The sequence below is a fragment of the Flavobacterium inviolabile genome, from assembly GCF_013389455.1.
Taxonomy (GTDB): domain Bacteria; phylum Bacteroidota; class Bacteroidia; order Flavobacteriales; family Flavobacteriaceae; genus Flavobacterium; species Flavobacterium inviolabile.
Genome location: NZ_CP058278.1, coordinates 1,853,659 through 1,871,453, shown reverse-complemented (window position 1 = coordinate 1,871,453; position 17,795 = coordinate 1,853,659). Strand labels below are relative to the sequence as shown.

15 protein-coding genes and 1 CRISPR repeat array (1 of these 16 running past the window's edge) are annotated in these 17,795 nt (G+C 38.6%); of the genes, 8 read left to right on the top strand and 7 right to left on the bottom strand.

Translation table 11 applies throughout. From position 1 onward, the window contains the following. Positions 1–248: a CRISPR direct-repeat array (repeat unit 36 nt; unit sequence AATATCGTGTTTTCTAATCTTTAATCAAACCACAAC) (it extends 1,628 nt beyond the left edge of the window). A 137-nt stretch (positions 249–385) separates the two neighbouring features. Next, positions 386–4,753, bottom strand: a complete 4,368-nt coding sequence (gene cas9, locus HW120_RS08275; protein ID WP_177733090.1) for a type II CRISPR RNA-guided endonuclease Cas9 — start codon at positions 4,751–4,753, stop codon at positions 386–388. Positions 4,754–5,011: 258 nt separating this feature from the next. Between cas9 and rmuC the strand changes: the two genes are divergently transcribed. From rmuC to HW120_RS08255, 4 genes are all read left to right on the top strand, one after another. Then, on the top strand, positions 5,012–6,379 hold the full coding sequence (gene rmuC, locus HW120_RS08270; RefSeq protein ID WP_177733088.1) for a DNA recombination protein RmuC: 1,368 nt from the start codon (positions 5,012–5,014) through the stop codon (positions 6,377–6,379). A gap of 4 nt (positions 6,380–6,383) precedes the next feature. Continuing rightward, the gene (locus HW120_RS08265) at positions 6,384–6,929 is read left to right on the top strand and encodes an acyl-CoA thioesterase (protein WP_177733085.1); all 546 of its coding nucleotides are present in this window, start codon (positions 6,384–6,386) and stop codon (positions 6,927–6,929) included. Between the two features lie 112 nt (positions 6,930–7,041). Further along, entirely contained in the window at positions 7,042–8,160 is a 1,119-nt protein-coding gene (locus HW120_RS08260; protein WP_177733084.1) for a hypothetical protein, read from the top strand. A 32-nt stretch (positions 8,161–8,192) separates the two neighbouring features. Continuing rightward, on the top strand, positions 8,193–10,205 hold the full coding sequence (locus tag HW120_RS08255) for an FG-GAP-like repeat-containing protein (protein ID WP_177733081.1): 2,013 nt from the start codon (positions 8,193–8,195) through the stop codon (positions 10,203–10,205). 36 nt (positions 10,206–10,241) lie between these two features. Here HW120_RS08255 and HW120_RS08250 read toward each other — a convergent pair whose 3' ends face one another. Both HW120_RS08250 and HW120_RS08245 read right to left on the bottom strand, forming a co-directional pair. Then, positions 10,242–11,120 carry a DUF5777 family beta-barrel protein gene (locus tag HW120_RS08250; RefSeq protein WP_177733079.1) on the bottom strand — a complete coding sequence of 293 codons (879 nt, stop codon included), beginning with the start codon at positions 11,118–11,120 and terminating at the stop codon, positions 10,242–10,244. A gap of 78 nt (positions 11,121–11,198) precedes the next feature. Beyond that, positions 11,199–11,594 (bottom strand): OB-fold protein, encoded by a 396-nt coding sequence (locus tag HW120_RS08245; RefSeq protein WP_177733077.1) that lies wholly within the window; start codon positions 11,592–11,594, stop codon positions 11,199–11,201. A gap of 90 nt (positions 11,595–11,684) precedes the next feature. On the opposite strand from HW120_RS08245, the gene HW120_RS08240 reads away from it, so the two are divergent. Further along, a complete protein-coding gene (locus tag HW120_RS08240) occupies positions 11,685–12,053 on the top strand; it encodes a c-type cytochrome (protein WP_177733075.1) in 369 nt (122 codons plus the stop codon). Positions 12,054–12,066: 13 nt separating this feature from the next. Then, on the top strand, positions 12,067–12,609 hold the full coding sequence (locus HW120_RS08235; protein WP_177733073.1) for a YceI family protein: 543 nt from the start codon (positions 12,067–12,069) through the stop codon (positions 12,607–12,609). Between the two features lie 67 nt (positions 12,610–12,676). Here the strand turns inward: HW120_RS08235 and HW120_RS08230 are convergent, their stop codons facing one another. Genes HW120_RS08230 through HW120_RS08215 form a run of 4 tightly spaced genes read right to left on the bottom strand, consistent with a single transcriptional unit; the run spans position 12,677 to position 15,950 of the window. Beyond that, positions 12,677–13,231, bottom strand: a complete 555-nt coding sequence (locus HW120_RS08230) for a tetratricopeptide repeat protein (protein WP_177733071.1) — start codon at positions 13,229–13,231, stop codon at positions 12,677–12,679. Further along, positions 13,228–13,917, bottom strand: a complete 690-nt coding sequence (prfH, locus tag HW120_RS08225) for a peptide chain release factor H (RefSeq protein ID WP_177733069.1) — start codon at positions 13,915–13,917, stop codon at positions 13,228–13,230. Before prfH ends, HW120_RS08230 begins: the two co-directional genes overlap by 4 nt. Beyond that, a complete protein-coding gene (locus HW120_RS08220) occupies positions 13,896–14,510 on the bottom strand; it encodes a hypothetical protein (RefSeq protein WP_177733067.1) in 615 nt (204 codons plus the stop codon). Before HW120_RS08220 ends, prfH begins: the two co-directional genes overlap by 22 nt. 48 nt (positions 14,511–14,558) lie before the next feature. Continuing rightward, the gene (locus HW120_RS08215; protein ID WP_177733065.1) at positions 14,559–15,950 is read right to left on the bottom strand and encodes an RtcB family protein; all 1,392 of its coding nucleotides are present in this window, start codon (positions 15,948–15,950) and stop codon (positions 14,559–14,561) included. Positions 15,951–16,279: 329 nt separating this feature from the next. Between HW120_RS08215 and HW120_RS08210 the strand changes: the two genes are divergently transcribed. Beyond that, a complete protein-coding gene (locus HW120_RS08210; protein WP_177733063.1) occupies positions 16,280–16,540 on the top strand; it encodes a hypothetical protein in 261 nt (86 codons plus the stop codon). Between the two features lie 23 nt (positions 16,541–16,563). Beyond that, positions 16,564–17,658 (top strand): serine hydrolase domain-containing protein, encoded by a 1,095-nt coding sequence (locus HW120_RS08205; protein WP_246297052.1) that lies wholly within the window; start codon positions 16,564–16,566, stop codon positions 17,656–17,658. Positions 17,659–17,795: the final 137 nt, after the last annotated feature.

Sequence of the window (17,795 nt, the reverse complement as noted above, 5' to 3'; positions counted from 1 at the left end):
CCATTCTCTACGATTAATATCGTGTTTTCTAATCTTTAATCAAACCACAACATAAGCTGTAGGTCACCATTTAGTTTTAAGAATATCGTGTTTTCTAATCTTTAATCAAACCACAACCACATCAATTATAATGAAGTTACTGAAAGCAATATCGTGCTTTCTAATCTTTAATCAAACCACAACATGAATTTTGTTGTGGGTTAACCTAGCATAATATCGTGTTCTCTAATCTTTAATCAAACCACAACAACAAATTTGACATACTGTACTATGCTGTAAATATCGTGTTTTCTAATCTTTGTCCATCTTACAATCAATGGATGAGTTTTCATTATCATTTTGATATTTTAAAATCATAAAAACCTATATTAAACAATCTAAAAAATCATATTTTCTTATACTTACCAGATGTTAAAACTTTAAAATCAATTCCTTCAACAAAAGCTGTAAATTGACCCGGACTCATTTTTCTTGTTGGTTTATATTCTGTTAATTTAAAATCTCCATCTGGTTTAAAATTATCTTTTTTTATATCATCAGCTTTTCTTGCTTCTTTAAAGTATTTCAGTTGAATAACTCCAAACTCGTAAAAGTTATTACCGGATTTAACTCTATTAATCGACAATCCTTCAATAATATAGGCTCTATCTTTAAAATCAATTATTTCTGTAATGTCTTTGGGATTTTCCACTTCTTTGTCATAAAAAACAACTTGTTGCCCTTTTTTCAAAATAACATCTCTGTTATTACTTTTAGCAACCGGAATTTGTACTTTTTTTCCTTTTATTTCTTTTTCTTTATATAAAGGATAATAACCTTGACCTTGTTTTATCAATTTTGCTAAATTAAAATTATTAATTAATTCAAAATCTCGTTTCCCATCCAGTTCATAAATAGCCATACAATAGTTCTCATCATTTTGTCCATAAACTTTTTGTTTATGCTTATATTTCGATTTCGACAATGGACTATGCTCTTTTATCTCTAAAGGATTTTTTACAGAATTAGCATATATTCTGACTTTCTTTATTACAATCCCTTTTTCTTCATTCATCCAAACCGTTCCGTTAAGCTTGTTTTTTTGCTGTGCATTTGAAGAAATTAACAGTACCTTATTTTCAATAGCCTTTTTTACTTTTTCTTTTACTGTCTCATCAACAATATTTTCCAGATCAGTCGCTTTAATACTTTCTAAATCTTTACGAATTACATAGCGGATTTCTTCATTATTTAACGGATTTCTTATAGCACCATAAATACTGTCCTGATGTAATGATCCCCGGATAGTATCTCCTTGCTGCAATCTTGGTATTTTATTACCTTTTCCGTCTAACTTATAAACTATCTTTTGGTTAACATCTTTTTTTACAACTGTTTTACCATTAGCATCCTTTTCTGTTTCTGCAACATATTGCTTTTTCCCTCTAATCCGAACAATCTTTTTAGATTGTTTTTTAACATTGTCCGGTGTGTGATGTGACACTAAAACTTCTTCTTCCAGTTTTTTTAAATCTTCTTTAAAAGTTTTCCAGGGTTTTGAATCAGCCAATAACTTTCGGGCTTCATTTATTTGTTCCTTATCCTCCAAAGTCCAGGCAGTAGCCAACACATCGTATTTTTCTTTAGTCATACAAGCTATCGTTATCGCATCGATAGTGTGGTGGGTGTGCTTACTCCTGTCTTTTTCAAGAAAATACTTTTTATCATTCTCATGATAACTTTCCTGAACTCCCCAAATTTTTCTAAACTCAGCAACCATGCCGCCTTTTACACTTTCCACTCTTTTGAAATACGATTTTAAATATGCCTGGGCGTATTTGGTGATGATTCCGGTGTCCGGAATTTGACTGTTCTTAAATCCTACTTTCGGCTCTTCCCAAATGAAACGCTCGTATTTCCCTTTCAGATAATCTCTTTTTAAAGTTAAAAAGTGTCTTCTTCTTATTTTTTTATCTTTTGCTTCTTTAGTTGCAACTCCTTTTATGGAACGTGTAATTAATTCAATTTCCCGGCTTAAATTTTCTGCTTCTTTTTTCCAATGTGCTATTCTGGGCAGAATTTCTAAATAGTTACTTAATTCAACCGGCATTTTATTCCCTTTGATATTTCTGTTAAATTTTGGACTGCAAAGTGTCTTATTCATCTGAGAATTATCTTGTGAGATACTTCTTGGAATAGTATGTTCAATATCATATTTGGGATTATTTCCAATTATATCACAAATACTGATGTTCCTGCCTTCTTCATATATCTCAGACCTGTTTTGTTCCAGCCAGAGCTGATAACGCAGTAAATCATCATCCGTGGGTTCAATCTCTTTTTTACATTCTTCCCAATAAAGTTTCTTAATGTCCTTGATTGCGTCATCCCTTTTCTTCTTATTCTCGTTTTGATAATCCTGAATTCCTTTTCGTTTGTTTGAATCGTTTAACTCACGGGCCATTTCGATATGAACTTTTGTTTTTTCATCAATCTGCCCCTCAAAAATCAAGGTATTCAAGACCTTTCGCAATTGATGCAGCGCGCGCATTGCCATAGGATTCTTAATGGATGTAGTTAATGGACTACCGAGAACTATTTTCTCATTTCCAAATGCATCTTTAATAATTTTCTTTTTAAAAACTTCAATATCAGACGGATGGTATAGTTTTTTCAAACGTTTTTCATTCATACAAAATACTTGTCCATCTTCGCTTTCGCCATTTAAAAACTCAAAAACTTTTTCATCCAGACGCTTGATCTTTATAAATTCATACGCTTTCAATTGTTCAATAAAGATTGGAAAGAGCTTATCCAAAAGCGATTGCTGTTCACCGGCGTCCTCCATTTTATTGTATTTAAAGAACGTTATAAGTTTTTTATTCAAATCATCCTTATAGGTTGTTTCCGCTTCTTTTGAATAATAACAATTGTCCGTTTTACAATCTTTTATCAACGAATTTACCACTTCGAGCAAGCTATTTTCATAGATATGATTCTCAATAATTAAAGCGATTTTATCTTGAATATATTTTCTTTGAGTGATATCCTCCCAGATTTCCTTATCTACAATATTCTCAATATTCGCCATAAATACTGCATGAGAATATAACAAACCTTCTTTCACATAAGGCAAAATTTTATTAATCGCATTTAAACTCAAACTTGCAAAATCTTTTTTTAGCCGAATTCTGCTGAATGCCTTAGAAGCCTTATCTTCTAAACCTAATTTGTCCTTGGCATATTCATACAAATAAACCTCAGAAGTCGAAACTGAAAGCAAGTGCCATAGATCTTTATAATCTACAGTCCTTGACACACGCTCGGCTTTTGAATTTAATGTTTCATAGGTAAAAGTCTTTGTTTTCCAGTTTTCACCAATTACATTTTTCAAGGAAGCCGAAACCGGACAACCTGTAACCGTATCTGTTGGTTTGTAGTTGAACCAATAATGAAACTCGTTCTTATTAGAAGATTTATAAAATCCGAATGTAGTGCCTTTCGGGATTAATTCCTTAGCTAAATCTTCAAAATTGAAATTGTCTTTTTTTCTAAAAAATTTAGATACTAAACTCATTTTTTCATCCTGTGATAAAAAACGCAGGGTTTTCTCTGATTGTGTTCCGTACTTAATGGTATTCAAATAAGTCCACATTCTGTATTCCTCAAAATCAGGATGAGAAATAGCACAACGGGACTTACTTTTTTCAAAAGAACATTTTCCAATCAATCCTTTTTGAGATTTTAAAGGTCGTTGAAAAAAAATCGCTTTGTATAATTCCTTAGCCAATCCAAAATATCTTTTTTCTGGCAATTGTTCTTTTTCATCAATCCCGTCAATTCCTTGTATTTTACACAGTATTTCAAATTCTTTTAAATAGTGTTCTTCTCTCGCCGTATATTTATTTCTTATCTTATCTTTACTATATAAACTAAAAAAATATTGTCCAAGAGTAGCAAAGTTGCCATCTTTCATTGCTTGGGAGATTTCCCCAATCACTCGCTTAACAGCTCCTAAATCCTCTTTCCTGTTTAAACGGGCAATAACTTCATCTTTTGCTTTAGCAATATCATTTTCATTCTTTTTCACAATGCCAATTAGGGCATTGTAAAGCGATTTTAATTTAGTTTCCCCTTCATCTAAATCTTTTTTAAAGCCACCTTTTATACTTTCATCAAGGATTCCTGTATTAAAAAAATAGTCTTTTAATTCCGTTTTCATTTCATCTATAGTATTCAGATCTTCAATCGCTGTCTGAATAACCGGACAATGCTCTTCCATTATCCCTTCTGCCGATTGATCCAATCGATTACTCAAAAAACCGCGTCTTTGCGCTATATGATACAGCGCTCTTCCAAATTCATATAAAGGAACTTTTTGCTTACTTGCCTTATCCCTAAAAACATACGGATTTATATTTTCATCTTCATTGGTACGCAACCATTTTAAAAATTCCGGATTAAGCGGATATGTTTTAAACCCTGATTTTTTCCATTCATCCACTTCTTCAACAGTCAACGGGCACATTCCGTTTACAGAAAGCACTTTAAGAGTTTCATATTTTCTTAATTTCCTGCGGTATTTAATTTTTCTGGCACTTCTATAACCGGTGCGTTCTGCAGCGCGGGAACTCTCTACACCTTTTTCTGATTTCACTCCTTCAGAAAATATTCTGACACCTTTATCCAATAAAGTAAAATCATTTCCATCCTTATCCACAACCGCCCAGCCGATACTGTTTGTTCCTAAATCTAATCCTAATATTTTCGTCATGACATTCTAAAATTTTAAGAATTTTAAAGCTACTAAAAAATTAGTATTGTTTGTTTACGGATTTCCATAATAAAAGTCAAGCATTTTTTTATTACATTTGAAATGTGAAAAAATTATTCTAATCTTTAATCTTATCACAATAAGGCTATATGCCGTAGGTGAAAACCTTTAGTCCTGCTTCGGTGGGACTTTCTTTTTTTTATTATTCAATAAAAACAAATTCCTATTTTTACATAACACGCAAATTTTAATTATACGATGTCACAAAACGTAATACTACCCGCCGCATTTATCATTGCCCTGCTTATCGGGATATGGATAGGAAAAATACTGGCTGCCGCTGCTTCCAAATCGGAGCAATCCGGACGGGACGAACGCATCAATGGCTTACTGGCTCAGGCGGAACAGCTCAAACAGCAATTCCTGCAGGAGCGCAACCAGTTTGACAGGCAGCTCGCCCAGTCGAATATGGAGAAAGAACAGATCCGTACGGAAAAAGATGCCTTAGCCATACAACTCTCTAAAAAAGAAGTGGATTTTGACAATCTCTGGGAACGCAATAAAGAACAAAAAGAAGAGGTTAACCAGCTGCAGGAAAAGTTTGCGAAAGAATTCGAAAATCTTGCCAACAAAATCCTGGAAGAAAAATCGGCTAAGTTTACCGAACAGAATAAAGAAAACCTGAAAAACATACTGTCTCCTTTACAGGAAAAAATTCATTTGTTTGAAAAAAAGGTAGAAGACACCCATAAGGAAAGCATTGATTACCATGCAGCTTTACGCCAGCAGATTTTAGGATTACGGGAAATGAACGAACAGATGAGCAAAGAAACGCTCAACCTGACAAAAGCATTAAAAGGCGACAGCAAAATGCAGGGGAACTGGGGCGAATTGATTCTGGAAAAAGTACTGGAAAAATCGGGTCTTGAAAAAGGACGTGAATATGAAGTACAGCAAAGTTTTGTAACGGCAGACGGCAGCCGCGTACAACCGGATGTAGTCATCAATTTACCGGATGGAAAAAAAATGGTGGTGGATTCAAAAGTATCGCTAACCGCCTACGAGCGTTTTGTAAATGAAGAAGACGAACCGGCAAAAACAGCCCACCTGAAAGAACACCTGCATTCAATCAGACGCCACGTAGAACAATTGGGCAGCAAAAATTACCACGATCTGTACCAGATGGAAAGCCCGGATTTCGTATTGCTTTTTATCCCGATGGAACCGGCTTTTGCAATAGCGCTTAACGAGGACAACACACTTTACAATAAAGCTTTCGAAAAGAATATTGTAATCGTAACACCCTCTACTTTACTGGCCACCCTGCGCACTATCGACAGTATGTGGACAAACCAAAAACAGCAGGAGAACGCCTATGAGATTGCCCGTCAGGCCGGCGCCTTATACGATAAATTCGATGGTTTTGTAACCGATCTGGTTAAAATCGGCAAAAAAATGGACGAAGCCAAAACGGAATATCAGGGCGCTATGAATAAGCTTACAGACGGTAAAGGCAACCTCATCAGCAGTGTGGAAAAATTAAAGAAAATGGGCGCCAAGGCGAAAAAATCGCTGCCCGAAAATATCCTGAACAGAGCGAATACTAATCACGAACAAAACGAATAACACTATGGAAACCGACTACAAAAAAATAAATTCTTCGAGAATCACTATCTCAGAATTGATGCTCCCTTCCCATTCCAATTTCAGCGGAAAAATTCACGGTGGCTATATTCTTTCCCTAATGGATCAGATTGCTTTTGCCTGTGCTTCCAAATATTCCGGCCGTTACTGTGTAACCGCGTCTGTAGATACGGTGGACTTCCTGAATCCTATAGAAGTCGGGGAATTGGTTACCCTGAAAGCCTGTGTGAACTATGTGGGCAGAAGTTCGATGGTTGTCGGTATCCGTGTGGTTTCCCAAAACATTCAGACCGGAAAGGTCAAACATTGCAATTCTTCTTATTTTACGATGGTTGCCAAAGATGATACCGGTAAAAATGTAACCGCTCCGAAACCGATACTGACCAGCCTGGATGAAGTGCGCCGTTTTTATGATTCCATACGCCGCAACAATATCAGGAAAGAACATAATGACCATTTAAACCGCTTTGACCATACCACTAAAGAAGCATTGGAAGGATTATCAAATTACGGAGTACAGTTAGATATATAACTTTTTTAAACAAATTAATTAATATTGTTTAAAATAATTGTTAATTTAAAAACAAATCCACAAATACTATATATTTGTTATACAAAAACATAAACATTTGAATAACAAGTATATGAAGAAAAGCTACTTATCCCTTACAATTATTGCATTTCTGGGGGTTTTCACCTTATTCTCCTGTCAGTCCGACAGTGACGAATATGAAACGATTACGCCCACTCCAACCACTACTCCGGTCTCCCTGGATCTCAATCAGATTCCCTATCAAAAATTATCGGACTACCATTTCTTTACCGGTATTTTAAAAAATAACACACCCAATGCCCGGGTGCTGCCTTATGAAATTGCCAGCGGGCTGTTTACCGATTATGCCCATAAAAAACGTTTTGTATGGATGCCCGAAGGCACCAAAGCCGTTTATGACGGCGACGGTAAAGTCCTTAAATTTCCGGTGGGAACAGCACTGGTTAAAACTTTTTACTACGACAATGTACAGCCGTCCAATGACACCCGGATTATCGAAACCCGTTTGATGGTTAAAAAAGGAGTTGACGGCAGCGGCAATGACATCTGGATCTTTGCCAATTATATCTGGAATGAAAACCAGACGGAAGCAACACTGGATATGAACGGCAGCTATAAACCACTCACCTGGAAAGAAAACAATGTAACAAAATCGACCAACTACAGAATACCTTCCGCAACGGAATGCCTGACCTGTCATAAAAAGAATGAAAAAGCAATTCCGATTGGTCCGAAACCACAAAACCTGAATATTACCTACAACTATACGGACGGCGCCAAAAACCAGCTCACCAAATGGATGGAAAACGGTATGCTGCAATCCGGATACCCATCCAATATTGCCAGTACGGTAAACTGGCAGGATACTTCCAAACCTTTGGAACTGAGAGTACGCTCCTATATTGATATTAACTGCGCGCATTGTCATGCCGAAAACAGCCATTGCGATTACCGCCCGATGCGCTTTGCATTCAGCGAAACCGGTAATCCCGTAAATCTGGGTATTTGTGTTTCCCCTCAGGAATATATCGACAATTCGCTTACCCATATTGTAACCAGAGGAAGTTTCCAACGTTCCATGTTACATTTCAGAATGAATTCTACAGACGAAGCAAACAGAATGCCGCTTCTCGGAAGAACAATTGTACACGAAGAAGGTGTACAAATGATAGAGCAATGGATAAACTCTTTAAATCCCAACTGTCCATGATTTAGTAACCACCTACCAAAAAACAAAACAACATGAAAAAAATTACACTTTTACTATTTTTAACGTGTGCCGTCAGTGCCTTTTCCCAAAGCAACTGTCAGACGGCGCAACTGGTAAGCATCGGCACCTACACCGTTAATGCTATTGACGGATCGGAAGCACCATCCCCTATTTGCCCCCCAAACAGCAATACTGCTACTTCCGGTAAATGGTACAAATACAACGCGACCACAAACAACAGCATTACCGTATCTACCGATCTTGCCGTAAATACCGGTAAAGATACCCGTGTACACATTTACAAAGGACTTTGCGGTTCCCTGGAATGCGTGGGCGGTGATGACGATAGCGGTACCGGATATTTATCCATCGCTACGATTAACGGTACTCCGGGCACTACCTATTATATTGCTTTTGATAACCGCTGGAGTCCTGTGGGATTTGACTTTAAAATCACCGAACAGGCACCGGTAGTTCCACCGCCAACGCTTGTTAGTTTCTCTCCGGTTTCCGCTTCGCTTGCCGGTTCTTCCTATAAGAACTGTGTGGTGGATATGAATGGGGACTACCTGGACGACATTGTTGGCGTGAGCGGTTCCCAGATTAAAATTTTATACCAGAATGCTACCGGTGGGTTTACCACCGTCACCTATCCGACAACGATGGTTAACAACGTACCTTCCTGGAGTATTGCCGCAGCAGATTACGACAAAAACGGATATAACGATTTGATCTACGGAGGCGGCAGCGGGGCAACCTTTATGAAAGCCAACAGCAACGGAACAGCTTATACCGCTACCTCCTATCCTAATTATATCTTCTGCCAGCGAACCAACTTTGTGGACATTAATAATGATGGTAACCTGGATGCCTTTGTATGCCATGATGTCGATCCTAATGTTTATTTCCTGAACGACGGTAATAATAACTTTACGTTCCATCAGGGCGGTATGGGAGATCATCCCGAAGGCGGAAATTATGGCTCTATCTGGGTGGATTATGACAACGACGGAGATCCGGATTTGTTTATAGCCAAATGCCGAGGCGGGAACACTACTGCAAACATCAATGAACTGCACCGTAACGATGGTAATGGTGTTTTTACCAATGTGAGCGTTCAGGCCGGTCTTGCCGACCCTATCCAGACCTGGTCGTCAGCATGGGCCGATTTTGACAATGACGGTGATATGGATGTTTTAGTCGGAGCAAGCTCGAATGCAAACGGAATGCACAAATTAATGCGCAACAACGGCGACGGAACTTTTACCGATGTTACAGCCGGTTCCGGATACCCGCAACTGACCAACTTAGGACAGGAAAATGTTGCCCATGATTTTAACAACGACGGTTTTGTGGATGTATTCGGAGCAGGAAACATCATCATGATCAATAACGGCAACATGACCTTTACACCACAGCCTATTGGTGTTACAAACGGTCCTATAGGCGATTTAAACAACGATGGCTTCCTGGATATCCAGAACAACGACAACGTTTATATGAATAACGGCAACAGCAACAAATGGCTAAAAATATTACTGAAAGGTGTGCAGAGCAACATTAACGGTATCGGGGCAAGAATTGAAATATTCGGTCCGTGGGGCAAACAAATCAGAGATGTAAGAAGTGGCGATGGTTTTAGAAACATGAGCTCTTTAAATGTTCATTTTGGTCTGGGAACAGCTACCGAAATTTACCAGGTAATCGTTAAATGGCCTTCCGGAACGGTAGATGTTATTAACAATCCAGCCGTAAATCAAAGCCTTATGGTGGTTGAAGGTACAGCACTTAACAATCCTGAAGTTGCCCTGGATACATTTATGATTTATCCGAACCCGGCACAGGACTTTGTTAAAGTACATTTTAACAACCTTGACAGCAGTGCGAAAAAAGCACTTTTCTATGACACAACCGGTCGTTTAGTACTGAAAGCAGCGATCCAGTCGGAACAGATTGACATCCGTACACTTTCCAAAGGAACCTATATCCTGAATATAGAAAGCGCCAACGGTCAGAAATACTCAACAAAATTCATCAAGAATTAATCATAAAAAAGTCCCGAAGATTCGGGACTTTTTTTATTAAAACACGCGGACTAAATTAAAGCCGAATGCGATTTCTCCTTTGGACCAGTTCCCGGTGGTTGCTCCCAGGAATCCTGCCTCATGCATCGCTCTCGAATTGGTAAAGTGCATCTGGAAAACATGCCCTCCGGTTTCAAGATCGACCCCTATTGACAACGGATTGGTGTAGATAGAATGTTTGGCACGGTTCAGGTGTGCCGCATAATCCATATTAATGGACCAGCGTTTGGTGAGCTTGTATCGTCCTCCCATTCCCAATGCAAACTGATCGTTGGACTGCGGATTGGGCAATACCACATTATTATCGGCATCCAGAAAATCCCGCAGGGTATTTTGATGAAAATAGGAGGGTGCCAGTTCCAGCGATAATCTTTCCGTAAACTTTCGGGACACTAATAACTGGGTCACATAACTGAGTCGGTTCTCAAATTTCAGATTCGGAAAATCGTCTTTCTTTAATTCCGAATTGATCGCCAGGCTGTTAAACCCAACCAGAGTTACCGGGAAGCCATTTTTTTCCTGCGACATCAGTCTGTATTTCAGCGCCATTTCATAGGTTTTTTCAAAACCGCTTCTGGACACATGTGCCGTTAGCCAGTTATTGATTCCGTATACAAACTTAATCTGGGTGTTTGCATCGTCCATTCCAAAAAAGTCGGAAAACCCGTTTTTAACATACGAAAAACGGTGCGCCACTATAAAATAAAAGTCGCCTTTCGAGGCTAATTTTGTAGATTCCAGATTAACAATTTTCAAAGATTTAAAAACAGCTTCGACTTTATTATCCGTTTTTACGGTATCAATCTGAGAAAGTAAATCATCTTGCGCAAAGGAGCAGAAAGGCAATAAGCATAAGGTGAGTAAGGTTTTTTTCATATAATTACTTTTTTGGGTATAATGGTTATACTTATCTATACGATGATTTTGGTGTTTCGGACGGCAATGGTCTGTATTTTATTTTACAACAGAACCTTCATCCATTTTCAATTCACCCAGCAGGTCATCATAGCCGATAAATCTCCCTTTCACATTTACATTGGATAACAGCATCATTTCACCTTCTTTAATTTTATCCTTAAAAACAATAAAAAGCTTTTCATCAATAATAACAGAATTGGTTTCCAAATCCATACCCGTTACTTTCCCGTATACTTCTATAGCCTTGTCCAGATATTTTTCATTGGCTTTGGTTTCGTTGGTTTTAAATTCTTCAAAAATAGAATTTGCCGTAACCAGATAGCTTTGCTTTTCAGAGGCAATATCACGATGTCCCTGATACAAATATGAATAAGCACCAAAGCCCAAAAGTGCCAGAATAACGAGGATTATTATTATTTTACCTTTTCTCATAATAATTATTTTAATATCACAAAATTAACAATATTATTTTCTATAATTTAAATTTTTAATCATAACTTTAACTAAATAATTGCAATAACAATGAAATTCACAAAAATACTTTTTATCTCATTTCTATTTGTATTGTTAGCCGGCTGTACCAATGAAACCGACTCCAATCTTGTGGGAACCGATACCAATACCGGTCCTGTAACCTACGCCAATAGCGTTAAAAGTATTATTGACAATAATTGTATTTCCTGCCATGGAACCGTGCCGTCAAATGGCGCTCCAATGTCGTTAACCACCTATGCCGATGTTAAAAATGCCGTACTGAACAGAGGGTTGATCGACAGGATCACACGGGCGCAGGGAGCACCGGGAATGATGCCGAATGGCGGAACCCGGCTGCCGCAAACTTCGATTAATAAAATTATAGAATGGAATAATACCGGTCTTGTAGAACAGTAAAACACCCTAAATCATGAAAAGAGCACTATTTGTTTTCGCACTATTCCTCTCTTTTGGTTCTTTATCCGCACAATCTAAAAAAGTGACCAAAACCGGGGAAATAACTTTTGAAGCCTCTGTTCCTGCCTTTGAAGAAGTAAAAGCGAACAGCCGCAACGCCACTTTTGTATTGAATACGGACACCGGCGAAATTGCCAGCCTTATTCTGGTAAAAAGCTTTCGTTTCAAGATTGCACTGATGGAAGAACATTTCAATGAAAATTACATTGAAAGCGACCGTTATCCCAAAGCCACTTTTAAAGGGAAAATCGATAATTTCAAGCTGAGCGCCCTATCGGAATCTGCGAAAGACTTTGCCATCAGGGGAAAACTGGAATTACACGGAAAAACAAAGGATGTTATCATACCCGCCAAGATACAGAAGAGCGGTGAAGACATCGTTATCAATGCCGCATTTAATGTGAATGTAGACGATTTCGGAATTGACATTCCCAGCATTGTGAGTAAAAAAGTTTCTAAAAATGTGAATATCACGATCAACAGTACGCTAAAATAAAAGCTTTGTTACAGCTCCCAATAAAAAAGGCATCCCGGTTTATGGGATGCCTTTCACTTTTTAACGATTACTTATTCTTCTTTTTCGATTTCGCTTTTTTCTTGCCTTTGGCTTTCTCTTTATCCTTTTTTAAACCGGTTAATTCCATTTTCTCTTTGATACGCTTTTCCGTATCGGAAATAAAATAATGTAAATCGGAATTATACGAATGCAGCTTTACTTCTTTCAAAACCGCTTTGGCTTGCTTGAAGTCTCTTTTTCTTTCCAGAAACATTACTTTCTTTAACAGAATTTCCGCTTTATTACAGCCTTTAATTGTTAAGGCGAAATCAATTAGTTTCCCGGCCTGCCCGTAATCTTCATTGATCAGAAGCGTATCAATAAAATACGGATAGACCTCCAGTGCGTTAATATTTTCTGACAGCGCCTGTTCAAAGTACATTTTTGCGCTTTCATAATCATATAACTGCTCTGCATGCAGTCGGCCGAAAAGGCACAATGCCATTGTATTCTTTTCGTCGTATGACAAGGCATAGCCTAATGATTCTACTGTTTCTTCCAGATAAGAAGGATAGGCATCCATAGCCTGAAACAAAAACTTATCTAATTTATCTGTTTTCATTCGATATAGTTTTGCAAATTATTTTTTAATTGTTGCCGGGTGGCTTTATAGCTTTTATCCGTTTTTTGTTTTTTAAAATCGGTTCCGCTAAACACCCGTTTGGGATTTCCTCTTTCAATTTGGAGCTGGTTTTCCCATTGTTGGTTCACTTCTTCTTTTAGCTGTTCCAGAGTTGCCGCTTCCAGTTTTTGGATTAAGCGTTCGGTCGCTGTTTTTTTATTCTGATGCTGCGAACGGCTTTCCATTGCCACTGCCGCAATGCCCGTAGGAACATGAACGGCACGAACGGCCGAGCTCACTTTGTTCACATGCTGCCCTCCGGCTCCGGAGCTTCGCATGGCCTGGTACTTAATATCTGTATACGAAATCTGCGCTTTCGCGGATTGCCGTACTTCAAAAATTCCGATAAACCAATTCTTTCTTTTGTGCATTTTCCGGAACTGGCTCTGCCCGATCCATTGAATCGTTCCAATCCATGAATCTGCAAATTCAGCACTTCCGGATCCTTCTACAAGCACTGTGGCCGTATTGACCGTCCCGTTTTCCTGTCCGGATTCCCGTTGCAGCACTCTGGCTTCCATCCCCTTTTCTTTTGCCTCTTCCAGTACTTTTTTAAGTACCTGGGCGGCCACCCAGGAACATTCTTCCGGACCTCTTCCGGAAGTTATCTGTATGATCCTTTCCATTGTTGTATCGCTTTTAAAAGCTTCTCTCTGTTTTTTGCGTCTTTAATAAATCCCGGCAGACTGGCCACCATTGTTTTACCACCGTTATACTGGCTGTTTCTTTCTCTTAAATCAGCAGCAATATAACGTTCCATATATCCGATATGCGCTTCGTTATACGCCCAGAATATATTTCCCTTCACAGCGGTCTGAAACCATAATTCCGTATTAAAGCAGCATTCCCTGTAATTATTTTCATCGGTCACAAATTGCATATACACTTCCACTATTTTGGGTTTAAAGGCTTTTATCTCATTGCAGCTGCCGCATTTTAAGCGTACCGTTTCCGGTTTTTCATTTAAAAGCTGCGATTCATAGTTAACCTTTTCGCTATTGTTACAGCAATACTGATCCACAACGGCCTTATATTTAATCATGCCGCCCTGCTGTGAAAAGTGGCAGTGCCTGCATGCTAAAATTTTAGTGTAGCCGTAACCTTTTTTCCCGTCAGGTTTTTTTGTAACGCTTGCCTGTTTATGGCATTTGGGACATTTAACAGCTATAGCTTCTGTGAAATTATAGCTTCTCTTATTTTCGTCTTGAAATCGTTTCATGTTTTTCGGTTTTAAAACCGGTCTGATTCGGAAATCAGACCAGTTCTGTTATCGGTCCATTCTAACAATTTTAGGCGTGAATGTGCCCAAAACCGTTACCAGTTCCTGCTGGTTGTCCATCACTTTCATGATGTCTTTATAAGCCATTGGTGCTTCGTCTATTCCGCCGCCAATGAGCGCTACATCATGTTTCCGGAGTTCCTTTTTAATATCGCTCTGCGTAAAAGTGGTTTTGCACTTTGCTCTCGAAAACAATCTTCCGGCGCCGTGTGAAGCCGAATTCAGACTGGCTGCATTGCCTTTTCCCATCACGATATAACCGGGGGCTGTCATCGAACCGGGAATAATCCCCAATTGTCCTTCGGCAGCCGGTGTCGCTCCTTTCCGGTGAACGATACACTCTTTTCCCTGATGCATTTCTTTCCAGGCAAAATTGTGATGGTTTTCTATTGTTGCCACTACTCTTTTGCCTAATATTTTCGCGATCCTTCTATGGATATCGTCATGGCAGGCTTTCGCATAATCACCGGCTAAATTCATAGCACTCCAGTATTCCTGCCCGTCATGGGTATTCAGATCCAGCCATGCCAGATGCTGTACATTTTTAGGCAACGGACATTGTTTGCCTGCCAGATAGGTATACTGTTTGGCGATATTGGCGCCCAGTCCGCGGGAACCGCTGTGTGATAAAACAGCAAAATATTCGCCGGCTTCTATTTTCCATTCCTGTAGCGGATGGGCAATGTTTACGATCCCGAATTCTACAAAGTGATTCCCGCCGCCGGAAGTTCCCAGCTGTTTGTAAGCCTTATCCAACAGAGCTTTCACAAAAGGAATTTCTTTAAACTCCGGTCTGGAAAACACCTCATGATCGGCTTTGGTCGCATGGGTTTCATACATCCCGAATTTGGTATGTTCTTTCAGGATTGCCTGTAGCTGCAACTCTTTTCCTTTCAGAAACGCAGCCGGCAGATCGAAGATGGACAGACTCATCCGGCAGCCAATATCGACACCCACTCCATAAGGAATCACGGCGTTTTCTGTTGCCAGCACCCCGCCGATTGGTAGGCCGTAACCGGAATGTGCATCCGGCATTAAAGCACCTGCAACGGCTATTGGCAGTTTTAAAGCATCATAAAGCTGAAACTTTGCCTGTTCGTCAATTTCATTTTCTCCAAAAATCGTGAACGGTGCCCGTGTTGTACGCAGCTGCTGCATTCTGACGGCTACCGGATTTACCAATCCTTCTGCAACCTTTCCCCAGGTGCCGTGGTTTTTGAACTTTTCAGGAGCAAGCAATACCGCTTTTGCTTCCGTTAAAATGCTCTCTTTTTTTTCTCTTTTCCGATATCTGTTGATTTGCCCTAAGGCTATATTGATACTATTGTTTTTAGGAAAACCCAATTTTATAAGGTCTTTCCCGGATAATTTATTTCCCATTTTTATAAACTTTGATTTTTTTGGTGCGAAATCATCCGATACTGCCATTCATCGGGAATGGCAAAAATGATTTTGCGGACTATTATCCAAACGGATAAATAAGGTTCAAAAACCGGAAGCTTTGAAGTATAAAAAGTATACAAAAAAGCCCGAAACTAATTGTCTTCGGGCTTTACATATCCTGGAAAGAAAATTTCTACGATTGTGAGCCACGAAGAACAGCCACATCATTTTGCTTTGATGCCTGACTGATAGATAATGATTTGATTACAAACATTTTTCTTCGTTTTTTAAAGGTTATTAATATTTCACTGTGCAAATTTTGTAAAATGTTTTTGACATTTCCTAATCTTTTTAAAAAATTCACTAAAACAAAAACACAAATACCTGATTTAAAAACAGTTGCAATATTAAATAATTACCACAATTTTAGCTTAATTACAAAAATTATCGCTTATACTGCCGGAAAATTTCATGTTGTCCGGAGCATCATCGCCCAATATGCCATTCCTATAAACCGGAAAGAATCCGGTCTTTTTTGTAGTCAAAAAGAAAAATGTAATCCTAAAAAAGTTATTTTAGTACCTTAAAACAGCAACCCAATACTGTACCCGTGAAACAAATTACAGCTCCTTTATTTTTAGCGATACTACTCTCTTTTCAATTCGCCTTTTCTCAGAAAAAACCGGGTCTGTCCAAAAAACTCGAAACCAAAATAGACAGCCTTATCCGTACCGAATTTAACGATCAAAATGGTCCGGGAGGCGTATTTGTGGTTACCCAGAAAGGCAAAAGTTTATACCGTAAAGCCTTTGGAAAAGCCAATCTTGAACTGGATGTGAACATGACACCGGAAAATGTTTTCCAGATAGGTTCGATAACCAAACAATTTACAGCTGTAGCCATTTTGATGCTGGAAGAACAGGGAAAACTGAATGTTAACGATGCTGTTTCAAAATATAGCAAAGACTATCCATCGGGAGATAAAATAACGATTCATCACCTGCTCACGCATACTTCGGGTATTAAGGAATTTACTAAAATGAAGTCCCTTTCATCAATTGCGCAAAAAGAGATGAAACCGGAAATGGTGGTCGATTTTTTCAAAAACGAAACTGTTGATTTTGCACCGGGTGAAAAGTTTGAGTACAACAATTCCGGCTATGTCCTGTTAGGTTATATTATTGAGCAGGCTTCCGGGGAAACCTATGAAAATTTCCTCAAAAAGAATATTTTTGACAAAATCGGAATGACGCATACGTATTATGCTACCGATCGTCAGATTATCCCTAAAAGGGCATACGGATACCATAAAAAAGAACACGGATATGTGAACAGAACCGTAATTAGCTTTAGTATTCCGTTTGCATCTGGCGCATTAATGTCTACTGTTGATGATATGCTGAAATGGCAAAATGCGTTAAACCAAAATGTTTTACTGAATTCGACGGAGACCAAAAAAGCTTTTCAGAAATACCCGTTAAACAATGGTGAAACCTTCTCTTATGGATACGGATGGCACCTAAAAGACATCGACGGAACGCCTACAAGAGAACATGGCGGAAGTCTTTTCGGTTTTAAAAGCATGGGCGTTTATGTCCCGGGTGAGGATATTTATGTGATAGGATTTAGCAATTGCGACTGCCATTCTCCAACGGAGATTACCCGGAATATTGCCAAAGTGGTTCTGGAAAATAAAAAAAAGTAACCCGGAAATAACCGGAATTTATTAGCAAAAGGGCATCCTGTTCTTTTGATACCCTGATGCTCCTTCAAAAAAATTAACAATAACTTGGGATTTTAAAGAGGCATAATATTTACCTTTATTTTTTGTAAAACACATAT